Source organism: Pseudomonas sp. TMW22089 (assembly GCF_022496645.1).
GTDB lineage: Bacteria > Pseudomonadota > Gammaproteobacteria > Pseudomonadales > Pseudomonadaceae > Aquipseudomonas > Aquipseudomonas paraversuta.
Genome location: NZ_SCFG01000008.1, coordinates 169955 through 184361, shown reverse-complemented (window position 1 = coordinate 184361; position 14407 = coordinate 169955). Strand labels below are relative to the sequence as shown.

Genomic DNA, 14407 nt, shown 5'->3' with positions numbered 1-14407 from the left:
GCGGGTCTGCTTACGTTTGCCTGCGTACTCGGCATCAGCGAAAGACATTTGCTTCATCGGGGCTCAACCGTTCAGTTCGTGGGACAGGCGTATTTCACCAGATTTGGAAGTCCTTTTCAGAGTTTCCTTAGATCAGGGCATTACTACATTCCATTGTTAGTAGTGAAGAGAAGTCGCCATTGCGGCTTATTTTGACGCGCTCTGGAAAGCGTGTTCCAGACAGGGATACTCTCGGTTGACGCTGCAGCTTTACTGCATTTGCGTGGGGATTGAAGCTAGACAGTATTTTCAGATTTGCAAATGTGATTGCGAGGTTTCATCTGCCGGTCTAAAAATTAAAATGTCATTTACATATGAGTTGTCTTTTAGGTTTCAATAGAAAAGGTTGTTATTAAAAAAAGCTTACTTATGGCTTAACCTTAATGAACGTTCAGGGTGCAGTTATATTTAGCCAGCCAGCGGTTGTGACCGGATGCCCATTAATAATTAACTGAAAAAGAGGTGGCAATGTCACAGCAGGCACACAAGCTTCGACTCAACGCCCTGATTGCGTTGGTGGTCGGCTCAATGATTGGCGGCGGTATTTTTTCTTTGCCACAAAATATTGCCGCACATGCTGCTGGCGGTGCCGTGTTGATCGGCTGGGGGATCACGGCAGTGGGCATGCTGGCGCTGGCCTTTGTCTTCCAGACACTCGCCAATCGCAAGCCAGAACTGGACTCAGGTGTATACGCCTATGCCAGGGCCGGCTTTGGTGACTACATGGGGTTCTCATCGGCCTGGGGCTACTGGATCAGTGCCTGGCTGGGCAACGTCGGCTACTTCGTGCTGCTGTTCAGCACTCTGGGCTATTTCTTCCCGATGTTTGGCCAGGGCAACACACCGGTTGCCATCGGCTGTGCCTCCTTGTTGCTGTGGGGCGTGCACTTTCTGGTATTGCGCGGAATCAAGGAAGCAGCGTTCATCAACCAGTTGACCACTGTGGCGAAAATTGTCCCGATCGTGATGTTTATCGTGATTGCAGCGGTAGCCTTCAAGGCGGACATTTTTACCCGGGATCTGTGGGGCAGCGGTGCGCCAGATCTGGGCAGCGTGATGGACCAGGTGCGCAACATGATGCTGGTCACCGTGTTTGTGTTTATCGGTATCGAAGGCGCCAGTGTGTACTCGGGCAGGGCCGAAAAACGCTCGGATGTGGGCAAGGCCACGGTGATCGGTTTTCTCGGGGTGCTGGCGTTGCTGATGCTGGTGAATGTGCTGTCGCTCGGGGTCATGACCCAGCCGGAGCTGGCCAGTCTGCAGAACCCGTCGATGGCCGGTGTGCTGCAGTATCTGGTAGGGGACTGGGGGGCGATCCTGATCAGCATCGGGCTGGCCATTTCGCTGTTGGGGGCGTTGTTGTCATGGGCGCTGCTGTGCGCCGAAATCCTGTTTGCCACATCAAAGGACAAAATGATGCCGGCGTTCCTGAAAAAGGAAAACGCCAATCATGTACCGGTTAACGCCTTGTGGCTGACCAACTCGATGATTCAGATTTTCCTGATCATCACCCTGGTGTCGTCGGGCACCTACACCAGTCTGATCTATCTGGCGTCTTCGATGATTCTGGTGCCCTACCTGTGGTCGGCCGCCTATTCGGTGTTGTTGTGCATACGAGGGGAGACCTACTCGCTGGCGAGCAGGCGGCGGGTCAAGGACCTGCTCGTGGCCGCGGTCGCTTTGATTTATGCCATGTGGCTGCTGTATGCGGCGGGCCCCAAATACCTGCTGCTCTCGGCTTTGCTGTATGCCCCTGGGGTGTTGTTTTTTGCCAAGGCCAAGCGGGAGCAGGGTGAGCCGTTATTCAAGCACTGGGAGAAACTGATTTTTGCTGCGGTATTGTGCGCGGCACTCTCGGCGGCGTACGGGCTTTATAGCGGCTTGCTGACCCTGTAATGCGATCAACCCATAACCCTGCGCCCGCAGCAGGGTTGCGGGTCAGTGGTTCTGCGGGGCGGTAGCTGCCTTGGGCAGGCACTCTGGCCGGGACCAGATCCACAGGTTGCCCATGCTCATGCCGGCAATGGCGAGGAATACGGGCCAGTCGTGATCCAGCACATACAGCATCAGCCCGGCACAGAGCAGCATGCTGACCGTGGCGCTGACTTTGGCTTTGCGCTGGATGATTTTGCCGTTGCGCCAGTTGCTCAGAATCGGGCCAAACAAACGATGGTTCTCGAGCCAGGCACTCAGGCGTGGTGAGCTTTTGGTCGCGGCCCAGGCCGCTAGCAGAATGAATTCGGTGGTCGGCAGGCCCGGAATCACTATTGCGATCAGGCCAATGCCCAGGCTCACGTAGGCCAGCAGGCCAAACAGCACGCGAGCTATTTTCGACGAGGATTGAGTTTGGCGGGTCATAAGCTCAAGACGCATGAAAGGACGCCCGGCCAGCGAGTGCCGGCCGGGCAGGTCAAGCTTAAGCCAGTTCCGGTTCAGCAGCGTAAGCGTGTTCCAGTAATACGGTGAAACGTTCGAAGGCGGCCACTGCACCCTTGTCCAGCTCAGCTTCTTCTTCGGTGCTGAGATCCAGACCGTCGAGGGTTCTGATGAAGCTCTTCCAGCCTTCGGCGCGGCCGCCTGCAGGCTCACCCAGATGGCGAGCGCCGAACGTGTCGCTCAGGCCCAGGCCAACAGCACGCTTGATCAGGAACGCGGCACCGAGCTTGGAACCTTCGGATACAAAAATCCAGCCCAGGGCTTCGGCTTTGCTCGGTGCGGTCACTGCGCCGGCAACAGGTGCAGGGACTGCAGTGTCGAGGTCGGCCAGATCGGCCCTGGCTTGCTCGGCACGGCAACGCTCTGGCAGATCCGGAACGATTTCTTTCAGGGCCGGGTCGGTGTACAGGGCTTTGAGTTCTGACTGAAACAGGTATTGGGCCACAACAAAACGGGCAAAGTTAGGCACGGTTGCAAAGGGCGAATGTGCCTTGACCAGGGCGTCGAGCTTTTGGTGCGGCTCGTTGGTGATCTGGTTCAGGCGTTGCGAGCGCAGGGTCGGGCGCTGTGCGGAATCTGGAGTATTCATGCAAATGTCCTTGAGAATGAGATGCGCTTTGTAACTAGACGAACCAGAAGACGCGTCACAGTAAAAAATCCTCACTGCGCAGCCTGAATGGACTGCGCAATGGGGCTCGGGATCAGATATCCCACACCAGATTGATTGCGAAGTTGCGGCCCGGGGCCGTCAGGCGGTCCATGTTGGCGGGGTTGATGACCCCGGCTTCACCTACGCTGTCGTAGCCGCGAACATCATCCCAGTTCCAGTATTTCTTGTCGGTCAGGTTGTACAGGCCAGCGTTGACGGTGACGTCCCGGGTGACCTTGTAGAAGCCGGACAGATCAATCACACCGTAGCCCGGGGACTTGAACTGGGTGCTGGTGCCGTCGGGCGAGAAGAAGTTGCTGTCGTCGACCTGGTCCTTGCGTTTAACCAGGGTCCAGCTCACCAGAGCACCGTAGTTCTCTTGCTCGTAGCCAAGGCCGAGCACTGCTTTAAGCGGGTTGACGCTGTTGATCGGCTCGCCGGTGTCGTCGTTTCTGCCGTGGGCATAAGCCACCGAACCGATGTTGTACAGGCCATGGGGTGCACCGAACGCATCCAGATTCAAGCGGCCTTTGATTTCGGCGCCCTTGATGGTGGCGTGTTTGATGTTGTTGCTCTGGAACGTCAGCTCGTCGTAGCCGGGGGTGATCGCATCTTCATTGATGAAGTCGCGGTACTTGTTATAGAACACGGCAACATCGAATGAACCGGCATCGAAAGTACCGCGCAGCCCGGTTTCGAAGCTTTTGCTTTTTTCCGGCTCCAGATCCGGATTGGGCTCAACCGAATAGCCTTCCCCCAGATTGGTAAACCGGCCATACAGTGCTTTGGCGCTAGGTGTACGGAAACCTTCGGCGTACTGGCCGTACCAGGTGTACTCCTCGCTCAGGGCGTAGGTCAGGCCGAACTTGGGCGACAGGCGATGCCAGACTTTCTCCTTGTCACTGACACTGCTCTTGTCAGCGGCGGCCACCGTATTGAGGAACTCCTGAGTGATGTGTGGCGTGAGTTTGGTGTAGTCGTAGCGCAGCCCCGGCATGAAGGTCCAGTCGTTCCAGCTGATTTCGTCCTGGGCGAACAGGCTGTAGGTGTTGATGGTCGGGTCCGGGAAATCGCTGGATTTGACCAGATAGTCGCTTGGGCTGTTGGCGCCCACTGCCGAGCAGCCTCTGCCGACGGCCAGACATACCCCCGAACCGCTGCGCGAGCCGGTGACTTTCTGGTTTTTGACGGTGGCACCGTAGGTCAGCAAATGATCGGTGTCAGCGATCTGAAAGGCTTTATCTGCCTGGGCGTCCAGCACCCACTGTTTCTCTTCGTAGGTGGTATTGCGCGAGCGCAGCACATTCCGGGTGAAGGGGAAGTAGTCTTCCAGGGTGTTCTGGTCGGTCTTGGCGGTCTGGTAGTTCAGGCTCAGCTTGAGGTTGTCGGCCACGGCGCTATCAACAACCATGCTGTTTTCGAGCCCGAAACGCTCGCGGCTGACGGTGTCGGTACCGGTGCGCGAGCGATACATGCCCAGTGGCTGGCCCTGGTTGAAGGGGCCGCCGACTGCGCTTTTTTCATTGGCGTCGATCCGGTTCTTGAATTTTTCGTAGGTGAAGGCCAGGCGATCGTCATCGTTGTAGTTCCAGCCTGCCTTGGCCTGCACGTTGGTGGTTTTCACGTCTTCGGGGTTGGCGGCCGTGCGGCTCAGGCCGGTGCCGCCATGATTGCCATAGGATTCGGTTTCGTGGCCATCGCGCTGGCTCAAGTGCAGCAAACCGTCAAAGTCACCTGCACGGCCGGCCACGGTGCCGGATTTCAGCCAGCTGCGATCGGCGGAGCTATAACCGGTTTTCAGACGTGCACCGACATCCTGGCCCGGTTTGATGATGTCATCCGGGTCGAGGGTGAAATAGCTGACTGCGCCACCAATGGCATTGCTGCCGTAAAGAACCGACGCCGGGCCACGGAGGATTTCAACCCGTTTTACGATTTCGGGGTCGACATAGTTGCGCTGGGTCTTGGCGTAGGGGCCGTTGAAGAACGAGTCCGGAATTTCGACGCCGTCGACCTGGGTCAGGATCCGGTCACCGTCAATACCGCGAATGTTATAGCCGCTGACCCCGCCACGCTGGCCGGTGCCGCCCACCGAAACACCGGGTTCATAACGCACCAGTTCCTTGATGGTGTTGACGTTCTGGCGGTCGAGTTCCTGGCGGTCATGCACGGAAATAGTGCTGGGGACCGAGTTCACGTCCTGTTCCTGGCGGGTGGCGCTGATGGTCACCTGTTGCAGGGCCAGGGTGCCGCTGCTGTTGCTGCGCTTTTCGAGCACGATGTTGTTGTTGCTCAGCTTGCGGTAGCCCAGGTTAGTACCGATCAGCAGGCGATCCAGCGCTTTCTCCGGGGACAGGGAGCCACGTACCCCCGGTGAGGAAACATCCTGTCCCAGCTCGGCCGGCAAGCCGACCTGCCAGCCGGTCACGCTGGTAAAAGCGTTGAGCGCCGACACCAATGGCTGCTGGGAGATTGCAAACTTGTAATTGCCCACGGAGCGGGTGGCTGCTGGCTCATCGGTCGCGGCCATGGCCGGGGCTGCTTGCACACCGGCCAGGAACATGGCGACGGTCAACAACGACAACGTGCATTGCTGCAAGCCGCCCGAACGGGCGTTGGAGGAGGACCGGCGGTTGAAACGAGTGGGCATTGATAGCGCTCCGTGGTGAACGAATCTTATAGTTGCGAACATGATTCAAAATGCGAATCAGTTGCATTGACTACAACGAGACGTATGGCCCCTGGCTATCGAGTAAAAAAATATTTAATTAATCGGGCTGGTTAATTCAGGATCACCAGCGCCGGGTATTCCGAAAGGCTGCTCGAGGTGATGTGGGCCAGGGAGCGGACAATGTCCAGGGGCTGATCCAGCCGGTAATTACCGGTCACCGCCACGTTCGCCAGTTTGTCGTTGTTGCTCAGAATCCAGCCGGGGTAATAGCGCCGGACTTCGTCCAGCACTTTGCCCATCGGGCAGTTTTCAAATACCAGACGACCCTGAACCCAGGCGAGGTCAGTCTGCGGGTTGAGCTTGACGGGCTGGCCGAATCCGTTGGGGCCGATGCTCACGCTATTGCCGGCAGACAAGCGCATTTGTGTGCCGGCACTTTTTACCCGCAGTTCAACATCGCCACGCTGTACCCGCACATGGGCTTCGCCATTGAGGTAGCTCACGGCGAAGGCGGAATCGCGCACGCTGGCGCGTACCGGACCGGCGTCAAGCAGCATCGGCAATTCCAGATTGGCCGGGACCTCAAAAAATGCCTCGCCTTGATACAGGCGAGCATTGCCCTGGGCATTGACCAGCTTGCTGGAAAACGCCGAGTTGGTGTTGAGCAGGACCTTCGAGCCGTCTTCGAGCTGCAGGCGCTGGCGTTCGCCGACCATGGTCAGGTGATCGGCTTGCAGACGTAAGGGCACGTTGCTGTAGCCACCCACGGTGATCACCAGCACGGCAGCGGCTGCCGCGTGTTTCCAGTAGCGGCTGACGCGGCGCATCACCCCGGGAGCACGGCGGGTTTGCAGGGTGTGGGCCGCGGCCAGCAACGGCTGCCCGTTCCACACGGCGTTGGCTTTGGCATAGGCCCGGGCATGGGCCGGGTCGGCATTCAGCCAGTCATTGAAGGCTGACTTTTGCGCATCGTTTGCGCACTCAAGGGTAATCAGCCAGTCCAGTGCCTGATCCATGGCGCTGTCTTGCAGCACCTCTTGAGCGGATTTGTGAGTGTCTGTCACAGATGTTCCTTGGCAGTCTCAGGACATTTTTGCAGGCTTCGAGGGTGAAGATTAAGGCCGACTCAGCCTGTCGGCTACCCCGATGCAGATTGCCATGATCAATTTGAGTTCCTTTTGGACGGTACTCAATGAGACGTCGAGCTCTTCGGCGATCTCTTGATAACTGCAGCCATGCAGGCGGCTGAGGATGAAAATTCGCTGCTGGCGTGCGCTTAACTGGCTCAGGCTCACACTCAAACGCTCCAGTAATTGTGCGGCTTGATGGGCTTCTTCGGGGGTGCTGAGGGGAGAGGCAACGCCCTCGATGACTTCAATCGGTACATCTTCAACCACTGTCCGGGACTGGATGCGCCGTGCCCGCAGATGATCAAGCGCCAGGTTGCGCGCCGTCTGGAACACAAATGGCTCAAGGTGCTCGACCGCTCGTTCGCTCAAGGCCCGGGTCACGCGCAGATAGGTCTCCTGCAACAGATCCTCTGCGGTGCTGTGGTTATTGACCATTCGCTCCAGCGTGCGCAGCAGGGTTACCCGTTGGGCAAGGAAGACTTGATTGAAGCGGGACTGACTCACTGTGTTACCCGACCGATTTTGAGCGAATGATAATGCTTATCATCCATGCCTTTGGTCAAGTGCTGTTTTGTGCGGGGGAGAATCTGTGAGGCCACTTTCCATCTGTGGGAGCTGGCTTGCCAGCCCCCACAGTGTGGATGAGGTGCTGGTGCCTTACACGCGCCCCTTGAGATAGGCGCTGTAATCGGGGATGCGATGCTCGTGGGGCTGGCTCATCAATGGGCTGCTGATCAAGTAATCGGCGCTGCACTCATTGCATGCCACCGGAATATTCCACACCGCGGCTACCCGCAGCAGTGCCTTGATATCCGGATCGTGGGGCTGGGGCTCGAAGGGGTCCCAGAAAAACACCAGCATGTCGACCCGTTGCTCGGCGATCCGCGCGCCGACCTGCTGGTCGCCACCCAATGGGCCGCTGATCATGCTTTCGATCGGCAAGCCCAGGCGTTGGCTTAACAGCAAACCCGTGGTGCCAGTGGCGCACAGCTCGTGCTGGCTGAGCACTGTTTTGTGCCGCTCGGCCCAGTCCAGCAAGAAACCCTTGCAGTGATCGTGAGCCACCAGGGCGATACGCTTGCGCGCCGCCAGGGGGGCCGAGGTGAAGCTGATACCGATCATCGCGTTACTCCGCGTTACACAGCGCCAGGCAGTTATCGAGCATGCGGTTGGAGAACGCCCATTCGTTGTCATACCAGGCCAGCACTTTCAACATTTTGCCGCTGACTTTGGTGTGATTGGCATCGAAGATCGACGACAGCGGATTGTGGTTAAAGTCGCTCGAAACCAGCGGCAAGGTGTTGTACCCCAGGACTTTGGAGTGTTGGCTGGCCTCTTTGAACAGAGCATTGACTTCGGCCGCGCTGACTTCACGCTTGAGCTCAACGGTCAGGTCCACCAGTGACACGTTGATCACCGGAACCCGTACTGCCATGCCGGTCAGCTTGCCGGCCAGTTCAGGCAGCACCAGACCCACGGCTTCGGCGGCGCCGGTTTTGCTCGGGATCATGTTTTGGGTGGCCGAGCGCGCGCGGTAAGGGTCGGAGTGGTAAACGTCGGTCAGGTTCTGATCGTTGGTGTAGGCGTGAATGGTGGTCATCAGGCCGTTTTCAATGCCGAATTCGCGATGCAGAATTTGCGCTACCGGTGCCAGGCAGTTGGTGGTGCATGAGGCATTGGAAATAATCTGGTGCGATTGACGCAGGATGTCGTGGTTTACCCCGTAGACCACCGTCGCGTCAGCATTTTTACCCGGGGCGGAGATGATCACTTTGCGTGCGCCGGCGCTAATATGTGCCTCGGCTTTGCTGCGTTCGGTGAACAGGCCGGTACATTCAAACACCACGTCGATCTTCAGGGCGGCCCAAGGCAGTTCAGCGGGATTGCGAATGGCAGTGACGGCGATGCGGTCGCCATTGACGGTCAGGCTTTCCTGATCATGCTCGACCGTTGCGTCGAAAGTGCCATGAACCGTGTCGAACTTGAGCAGGTGAGCATTGATCGAGCTGTCGCCCAGATCGTTGATGGCGACGATCTGCAGGTCCTGACGGTAGCCTTGGGTATACAGTGCACGCAGGACGTTGCGGCCGATTCGGCCAAAGCCATTGATTGCGATTCGTAGAGTCATGGAAAGCGTCCGCCATCGATTTGTTGTTGGAATTACAAGATTATTCGCATAAAAATAGAAAACAAGCCATTTAAGTGGCAATATTTTGTTTTATCTACAACGAGTGACCTGAATCAACGGGTCCGAATGATTGAAGTCGCGTGTCTGCGCCCTTCGATCAGCATAGGACACGTCCCGGTCGCCACATCCGTTAGCCTGGAGTTCAACACATGCATCCCCGCGTTCTTGAAGTCACCGAGCGTCTTATTGCCCGCAGTCGAGCTACCCGCGAGGCGTATCTGGCGCTTATTCGCGGGGCCGCCAGTGACGGTCCGCAACGCGGCAAGCTGCAATGTGCCAACTTTGCCCATGGCGTAGCCGGGTGCGGGGCGGATGATAAAAACAACCTGAAGCTGATGAACGCGGCCAACGTCGCAATTGTTTCGTCATATAACGACATGCTGTCGGCGCATCAGCCTTACGAGCATTTTCCGGAGCAAATCAAGCAGGCACTGCGTGAAATGGGCTCGGTCGGCCAGTTTGCCGGCGGTACCCCGGCCATGTGCGATGGTGTGACCCAGGGTGAGGCGGGGATGGAGCTGAGCCTGCTGAGCCGTGAAGTGATTGCCTTGTCGACGGCCGTGGCGCTGTCGCACAACATGTTCGATGCGGCGATGATGCTGGGGATTTGCGACAAGATCGTTCCGGGCTTGCTGATGGGCGCGCTGCGCTTTGGTCATCTGCCGACCATCTTTGTTCCGGGCGGGCCTATGCCGTCGGGGATCTCCAACAAAGAAAAAGCCGACGTGCGCCAGCGTTACGCCGAAGGCAAGGCCAGCCGCGAAGAGCTGCTGGAATCGGAAATGAAGTCCTACCACAGCCCCGGCACCTGCACGTTTTATGGCACCGCCAACACCAATCAGTTGTTGATGGAAGTCATGGGCCTGCACCTGCCAGGCGCCTCCTTCGTCAACCCCTACACCCCATTGCGTGATGCGCTGACGCGGGAAGCCGCGCACCAGATCACCCGTCTGACCAAGCAAAACGGCAACTTCATGCCGTTGGGCGAGATCGTCGACGAGCGTTCGCTGGTCAACTCCATTGTGGCGCTGCACGCCACGGGCGGCTCGACCAACCACACCCTGCATATGCCGGCAATTGCCATGGCCGCGGGTATCCAGCTGACCTGGCAAGACATGGCCGACCTGTCCGAGGTGGTGCCAACCCTGTCCCACGTGTATCCGAACGGCAAGGCCGATATCAACCATTTCCAGGCCGCGGGCGGTATGGCGTTCCTGATTCGCGAACTGCTCGAGGCCGGCTTGCTCCACGAAAACGTCAATACCGTGGCCGGTTTTGGGCTGAGCCGCTACACCCGCGAGCCGTTCCTGGTAGATGGCAATCTGGTCTGGCGTGAAGGCCCGATTGAAAGCCTGGATGAATCCATTTTGCGGCCTGTGGCCCGTGCCTTCTCGGCAGAGGGCGGGCTGCGGGTGATGGAAGGCAATCTGGGGCGCGGCGTGATGAAAGTATCGGCGGTGGCACCCGAGCATCAAATTGTCGAAGCCCCGGCCCGGGTCTTCCAGGATCAGCAAGAGCTGGCCGACGCGTTTGCGGCCGGTGAGCTGGAACATGATTTTGTCGCGGTGATGCGCTTCCAGGGCCCGCGCTCCAACGGCATGCCCGAGCTGCACAAAATGACGCCGTTTCTGGGGGTCTTGCAGGACCGTGGCTTCAAGGTGGCACTGATTACCGACGGCCGGATGTCGGGCGCCTCGGGCAAAATCCCGGCCGCGATTCACGTCAGCCCCGAAGCCTCGATTGGTGGCGCTCTGGCCCGGGTTCAGGATGGCGACATGATCCGGGTCGACGGGGTCAAAGGCACATTGCAACTGCTGGTGGATGAGGCAGAATTCGCAGCGCGCACTCCGGCGATCGGTACCTTGAGCAATGCCGTGGGTACCGGGCGCGAGCTGTTTGCGTTTATGCGTCAGGCCTTCAGTTCGGCTGAGCAGGGCGCGAGTACCTTCACCTCGTCTCTGGAAAACTTGAAATGAAACTGGCGCTGGTCGGTGATATCGGGGGGACCAACGCACGCTTTGCGTTGTGGGAAAACGACCAGCTGCATTCGGTCCGCGTACTGGCCACGGTGGACTTCGTCTGCCCGGAAGACGCCATCAGGCTTTACCTGCACGATCTGCAACTGGCCCCGGGGGCGGTCGGCTCGGTATGTTTGTCCGTGGCCGGGCCGGTGAGCGGTGATGAGTTTCGCTTCACCAACAACCATTGGCGTCTGAGCCGTTCGGCGTTTTGCCAGGCGTTGCAGGTCGACAATCTGTTGCTGGTCAATGATTTCAGCGCCATGGCGCTGGGCATGACCCGCTTGCAACCCGAAGATGTGCGTCAGGTCTGCCCCGGCACTCCTGATCCGGCACGGCCGGCATTGGTGATTGGCCCGGGCACCGGCCTTGGGGTGGGGACTCTGCTCAACCTGGGGGGCGAGCAGTGGATGGCGTTGCCGGGGGAGGGTGGTCACGTTGATCTGCCCATGAGCAACCCGCGTGAAGTGCAGCTGTGGCAGCACATCTACAACGACATCGGGCATGTCAGTGCCGAAACCGTTTTGAGCGGCAGCGGCTTGCCCCGCGTCTATCGGGCGATCTGTGCGGTAGATGGCCATACCCCGGTGCTGGACAGTGACCATGCCATCACCGCTGCGGCCCTGGCTGGAGACCCGCTGGCATTGCAGGTGCTGGAGCAGTTCAGTTGCTGGTTGGGGCGAGTGGCGGGCAACAATGTGCTGACCGTCGGCGGACGAGGCGGGGTGTATATCGTAGGCGGGGTGATCCCGCGCTTTGCCGATATTTTTCTGGCCAGCGGCTTTGCCCAAAGTTTCACTGACAAGGGCTGCATGAGTGACTACCTCAGGGGTATTCCCGTGTGGCTGGTCACTGCCCCTTACTCGGGTCTGATCGGTGCGGGGGTGGCGTTGCAGCAAGCGTTCGGCTGAACACCCGCAGCGATACTGTCGTCAGCAACCCCGCGCCTGCATCAAGGGGGGGGTAAAAAACAATAAGGAACACCGCTGTGAGCGCACTCGGCAAATCAATTTTGCTGGTCGACGATGACCAGGACATTCGCGAACTGCTTGATATCTATCTCACCCGCGCCGGTTTTCAGGTACGTACCGTGGGTGACGGTGCCGGCTTTCGCCAGGCGCTGGAAGACACACCCGGCGATCTGCTGATACTTGATGTGATGTTGCCCGATGAAGATGGCTTCAGCCTGTGCCGCTGGGTGCGGCAACACCCGCGCTTTGCCACAATCCCGATCATCATGCTCACTGCCAGCTCCGACGAGGCTGACCGGGTGATTGGCCTGGAGCTGGGCGCAGACGATTACCTGGGCAAGCCCTTCAGCCCCCGTGAACTTCAGGCGCGGATCAAGGCGTTGCTGCGCCGGGCGCAGTTTTCCAGCGTCAATGTGACGGCCGGCAACGAGGTCATGGCCTTTGACGAATGGCGCCTGAACACTGTGACCCATCGCCTGTTTCATACCGACGGGGAAGAAGTGATCTTGTCGGGAGCAGACTTCGCCTTGCTCAAGCTGTTTCTGGACAATCCGCAACAGATCCTCGATCGCGATACCATCGGCAACGCAACCCGCGGCAGGGATCTGATGCCGCTCGACCGCATCGTCGACATGGCTGTCAGCCGTTTGCGTCAACGCTTGCGTGACACCGACAAGCCTCCCCGGCTGATCCGCACCGTTCGCGGCAGCGGTTATCAGCTGGCGGCCCAGGTCAGCGCCGTCCATGGCCTTTAAATTCCGGCCCCAAGTCCGTATCCCCCGTTCATTGCTCGGGCGCATGCTGTTACTCACCCTGCTTGCCATTTTGCTGGCGCAGACGCTATCGAGTGCCATCTGGCTCTCGCAATTGCGTACCACCCAGCTCGAAGGCCTGGTTACCAGTGCCCGCAGCCTGGCGTATTCGATGAATGCCACGGTGACGTACTTGCGGTCACTACCCCTGGCCTACCGGCCCATGGTGCTCGACCAGATGCGCAGCATGGGCGGTACGCGGTTCTTCGTAAGCTTGAATGACAAGCCGCTGGAGATGCCGGTGCTGCAGCCGACCCAGCGCAAAAAGGCGGTGCTCAGCGCGGTGGATCAAGTGTTGCGCCATTCCCTGGGGGCTGATGTCGACATGACCGTGCAATTTGTCAGCCCCCGGGACTTGCGCATCTTCAATGCCGGCATGAGGCTCGAAGAGTTGCCGCGTTCCTGGGCGCATTTCGCCTTGACCCTGGAGCCGGTCAATCCGCCGGTACTGGTGACGCAAATTCAGATGGCCCCCGGCGAGTGGCTGTACATCGCCTCCTTGTTGCCCGAACCCTATACCAGCCTTGAGGAGGAAGGCCTGCCGGCCGTGCAGTTGTGGTTTATCGCCCTGAGCAGCATCTTCCTGCTGTTGTTTATCGGACTGCTGGTGCACTGGCAAAGTCGCCCGCTCAAGCGTCTGGCCCGGGCGGCGCGGGATATGTCGCTGGGGGAGGACAAGCTCAAGCCGGTGGAAATCGGTGGCGGCAGCGAAGTGGTGGAAGTCGGCCGGGCCTTTAACACCATGCGCGCCCGTATCAGCCGTTATCTGACGGAGCGCAGCCAGTTGTTCAGTGCCATCTCCCATGATTTGCGTACCCCCATCACCCGCCTGCGGCTGCGGGTCGAGTTGCTTGAAGACGAGCAACTGCAGCACAAGTTTGGCCGCGATCTGGATGAGCTCGAGCTGCTGGTCAAAGGTGCACTGCAATGTGTGAAGGACACCGATATTCACGAAAATATCGAGCAGGTGGACCTCAATCTGTTACTCGATTGTCTGATAGAGCCTTATTTATTGCCCCAGGGAAATGGCCGTGTGACGTTACAGGGGCGAGCCCTCAAGCCTTACTCGGGCAAGCCCCTGGCCCTGCGTCGCTGCATGGGCAACCTGATAGATAACGCACTCAAATACGGAAAAAATGCTCACCTGCGCATTGATGACAATGAGCGCGCCTTCGTTCTGACCGTTGACGATGAGGGCCCGGGCGTACCGGAGCAGCGTCTGGAACAAGTATTTGAACCGCACTTTCGTCTGGCCGGGCAGCAGCAGGGCTATGGTCTGGGGCTCGGTATTGCCCGCAGCATCGCCCATAGCCATGGGGGCGAAGTCAGTCTGCAGAACCTGCGCGTCGGCGGGCTGCGGGTCACTTTGTACCTGCCGCGAAATGCCGACTGATCGGGTTGATCTTTATGTAACCGGATCGTGACATTTGCGCGTCTCTTCGTTACGCGAGCCTGGGCGGTGATGGATACACTCTTCGGCAGCGCAAGCAAAA

12 protein-coding genes are annotated in these 14407 nt (G+C 58.7%); 5 read left to right on the top strand and 7 right to left on the bottom strand.

Annotated elements, in window-relative coordinates:
• Window positions 1-507 precede the first annotated feature (507 nt).
• Window positions 508-1935 (top strand): arginine-ornithine antiporter, encoded by a 1428-nt coding sequence (gene arcD / locus EQV90_RS10765; RefSeq protein WP_003440663.1) that lies wholly within the window; start codon window positions 508-510, stop codon window positions 1933-1935.
• Between the two features lie 42 nt (window positions 1936-1977).
• Here arcD and EQV90_RS10760 read toward each other — a convergent pair whose 3' ends face one another.
• From EQV90_RS10760 to gap, 7 genes are all read right to left on the bottom strand, one after another.
• Complete coding sequence (locus EQV90_RS10760) at window positions 1978-2397, bottom strand: YbaN family protein (protein ID WP_029612387.1); 420 nt, start codon at window positions 2395-2397, stop codon at window positions 1978-1980.
• Window positions 2398-2455: 58 nt separating this feature from the next.
• Complete coding sequence (locus tag EQV90_RS10755; protein WP_003440671.1) at window positions 2456-3064, bottom strand: biliverdin-producing heme oxygenase; 609 nt, start codon at window positions 3062-3064, stop codon at window positions 2456-2458.
• Between the two features lie 112 nt (window positions 3065-3176).
• Entirely contained in the window at window positions 3177-5774 is a 2598-nt protein-coding gene (locus tag EQV90_RS10750) for a TonB-dependent hemoglobin/transferrin/lactoferrin family receptor (RefSeq protein ID WP_240878077.1), read from the bottom strand.
• Between the two features lie 131 nt (window positions 5775-5905).
• Window positions 5906-6811 carry a FecR domain-containing protein gene (locus EQV90_RS10745; RefSeq protein WP_165439811.1) on the bottom strand — a complete coding sequence of 302 codons (906 nt, stop codon included), beginning with the start codon at window positions 6809-6811 and terminating at the stop codon, window positions 5906-5908.
• A gap of 99 nt (window positions 6812-6910) precedes the next feature.
• Window positions 6911-7429 carry a sigma-70 family RNA polymerase sigma factor gene (locus tag EQV90_RS10740; RefSeq protein ID WP_003440680.1) on the bottom strand — a complete coding sequence of 173 codons (519 nt, stop codon included), beginning with the start codon at window positions 7427-7429 and terminating at the stop codon, window positions 6911-6913.
• 153 nt (window positions 7430-7582) lie between these two features.
• The gene (locus tag EQV90_RS10735) at window positions 7583-8047 is read right to left on the bottom strand and encodes a methylglyoxal synthase (protein WP_003440683.1); all 465 of its coding nucleotides are present in this window, start codon (window positions 8045-8047) and stop codon (window positions 7583-7585) included.
• A gap of 4 nt (window positions 8048-8051) precedes the next feature.
• Window positions 8052-9053 carry a type I glyceraldehyde-3-phosphate dehydrogenase gene (gene gap, locus EQV90_RS10730; RefSeq protein WP_003440686.1) on the bottom strand — a complete coding sequence of 334 codons (1002 nt, stop codon included), beginning with the start codon at window positions 9051-9053 and terminating at the stop codon, window positions 8052-8054.
• A 209-nt stretch (window positions 9054-9262) separates the two neighbouring features.
• Between gap and edd the strand changes: the two genes are divergently transcribed.
• The 4 genes from edd to EQV90_RS10710 all read left to right on the top strand — a co-directional run bounded on the left by edd (window position 9263) and on the right by EQV90_RS10710 (window position 14307).
• Window positions 9263-11089 carry a phosphogluconate dehydratase gene (gene edd, locus EQV90_RS10725; RefSeq protein ID WP_003440689.1) on the top strand — a complete coding sequence of 609 codons (1827 nt, stop codon included), beginning with the start codon at window positions 9263-9265 and terminating at the stop codon, window positions 11087-11089.
• Window positions 11086-12042 carry a glucokinase gene (locus tag EQV90_RS10720; RefSeq protein ID WP_240878076.1) on the top strand — a complete coding sequence of 319 codons (957 nt, stop codon included), beginning with the start codon at window positions 11086-11088 and terminating at the stop codon, window positions 12040-12042. The genes edd and EQV90_RS10720 overlap by 4 nt, the downstream gene beginning before the upstream one ends.
• A 77-nt stretch (window positions 12043-12119) precedes the next feature.
• On the top strand, window positions 12120-12857 hold the full coding sequence (locus tag EQV90_RS10715) for a response regulator transcription factor (RefSeq protein WP_003440699.1): 738 nt from the start codon (window positions 12120-12122) through the stop codon (window positions 12855-12857).
• The gene (locus EQV90_RS10710) at window positions 12847-14307 is read left to right on the top strand and encodes an ATP-binding protein (protein ID WP_276617517.1); all 1461 of its coding nucleotides are present in this window, start codon (window positions 12847-12849) and stop codon (window positions 14305-14307) included. The genes EQV90_RS10715 and EQV90_RS10710 overlap by 11 nt, the downstream gene beginning before the upstream one ends.
• Window positions 14308-14407: the final 100 nt, after the last annotated feature.

Coding starts and splice junctions, on each gene's coding strand:
- edd (WP_003440689.1), top strand. CDS start 9,263: ATGCATCCCCGCGTTCTTGAAGTCACCGAGCGTCTTATTGCCCGCAGT.
- EQV90_RS10760 (WP_029612387.1), bottom strand. CDS start 2,397: ATGACCCGCCAAACTCAATCCTCGTCGAAAATAGCTCGCGTGCTGTTT.
- EQV90_RS10745 (WP_165439811.1), bottom strand. CDS start 6,811: ATGGATCAGGCACTGGACTGGCTGATTACCCTTGAGTGCGCAAACGAT.
- gap (WP_003440686.1), bottom strand. CDS start 9,053: ATGACTCTACGAATCGCAATCAATGGCTTTGGCCGAATCGGCCGCAAC.
- EQV90_RS10735 (WP_003440683.1), bottom strand. CDS start 8,047: ATGATCGGTATCAGCTTCACCTCGGCCCCCCTGGCGGCGCGCAAGCGT.
- EQV90_RS10720 (WP_240878076.1), top strand. CDS start 11,086: ATGAAACTGGCGCTGGTCGGTGATATCGGGGGGACCAACGCACGCTTT.
- EQV90_RS10750 (WP_240878077.1), bottom strand. CDS start 5,774: ATGCCCACTCGTTTCAACCGCCGGTCCTCCTCCAACGCCCGTTCGGGC.
- arcD (WP_003440663.1), top strand. CDS start 508: ATGTCACAGCAGGCACACAAGCTTCGACTCAACGCCCTGATTGCGTTG.
- EQV90_RS10755 (WP_003440671.1), bottom strand. CDS start 3,064: ATGAATACTCCAGATTCCGCACAGCGCCCGACCCTGCGCTCGCAACGC.
- EQV90_RS10710 (WP_276617517.1), top strand. CDS start 12,847: ATGGCCTTTAAATTCCGGCCCCAAGTCCGTATCCCCCGTTCATTGCTC.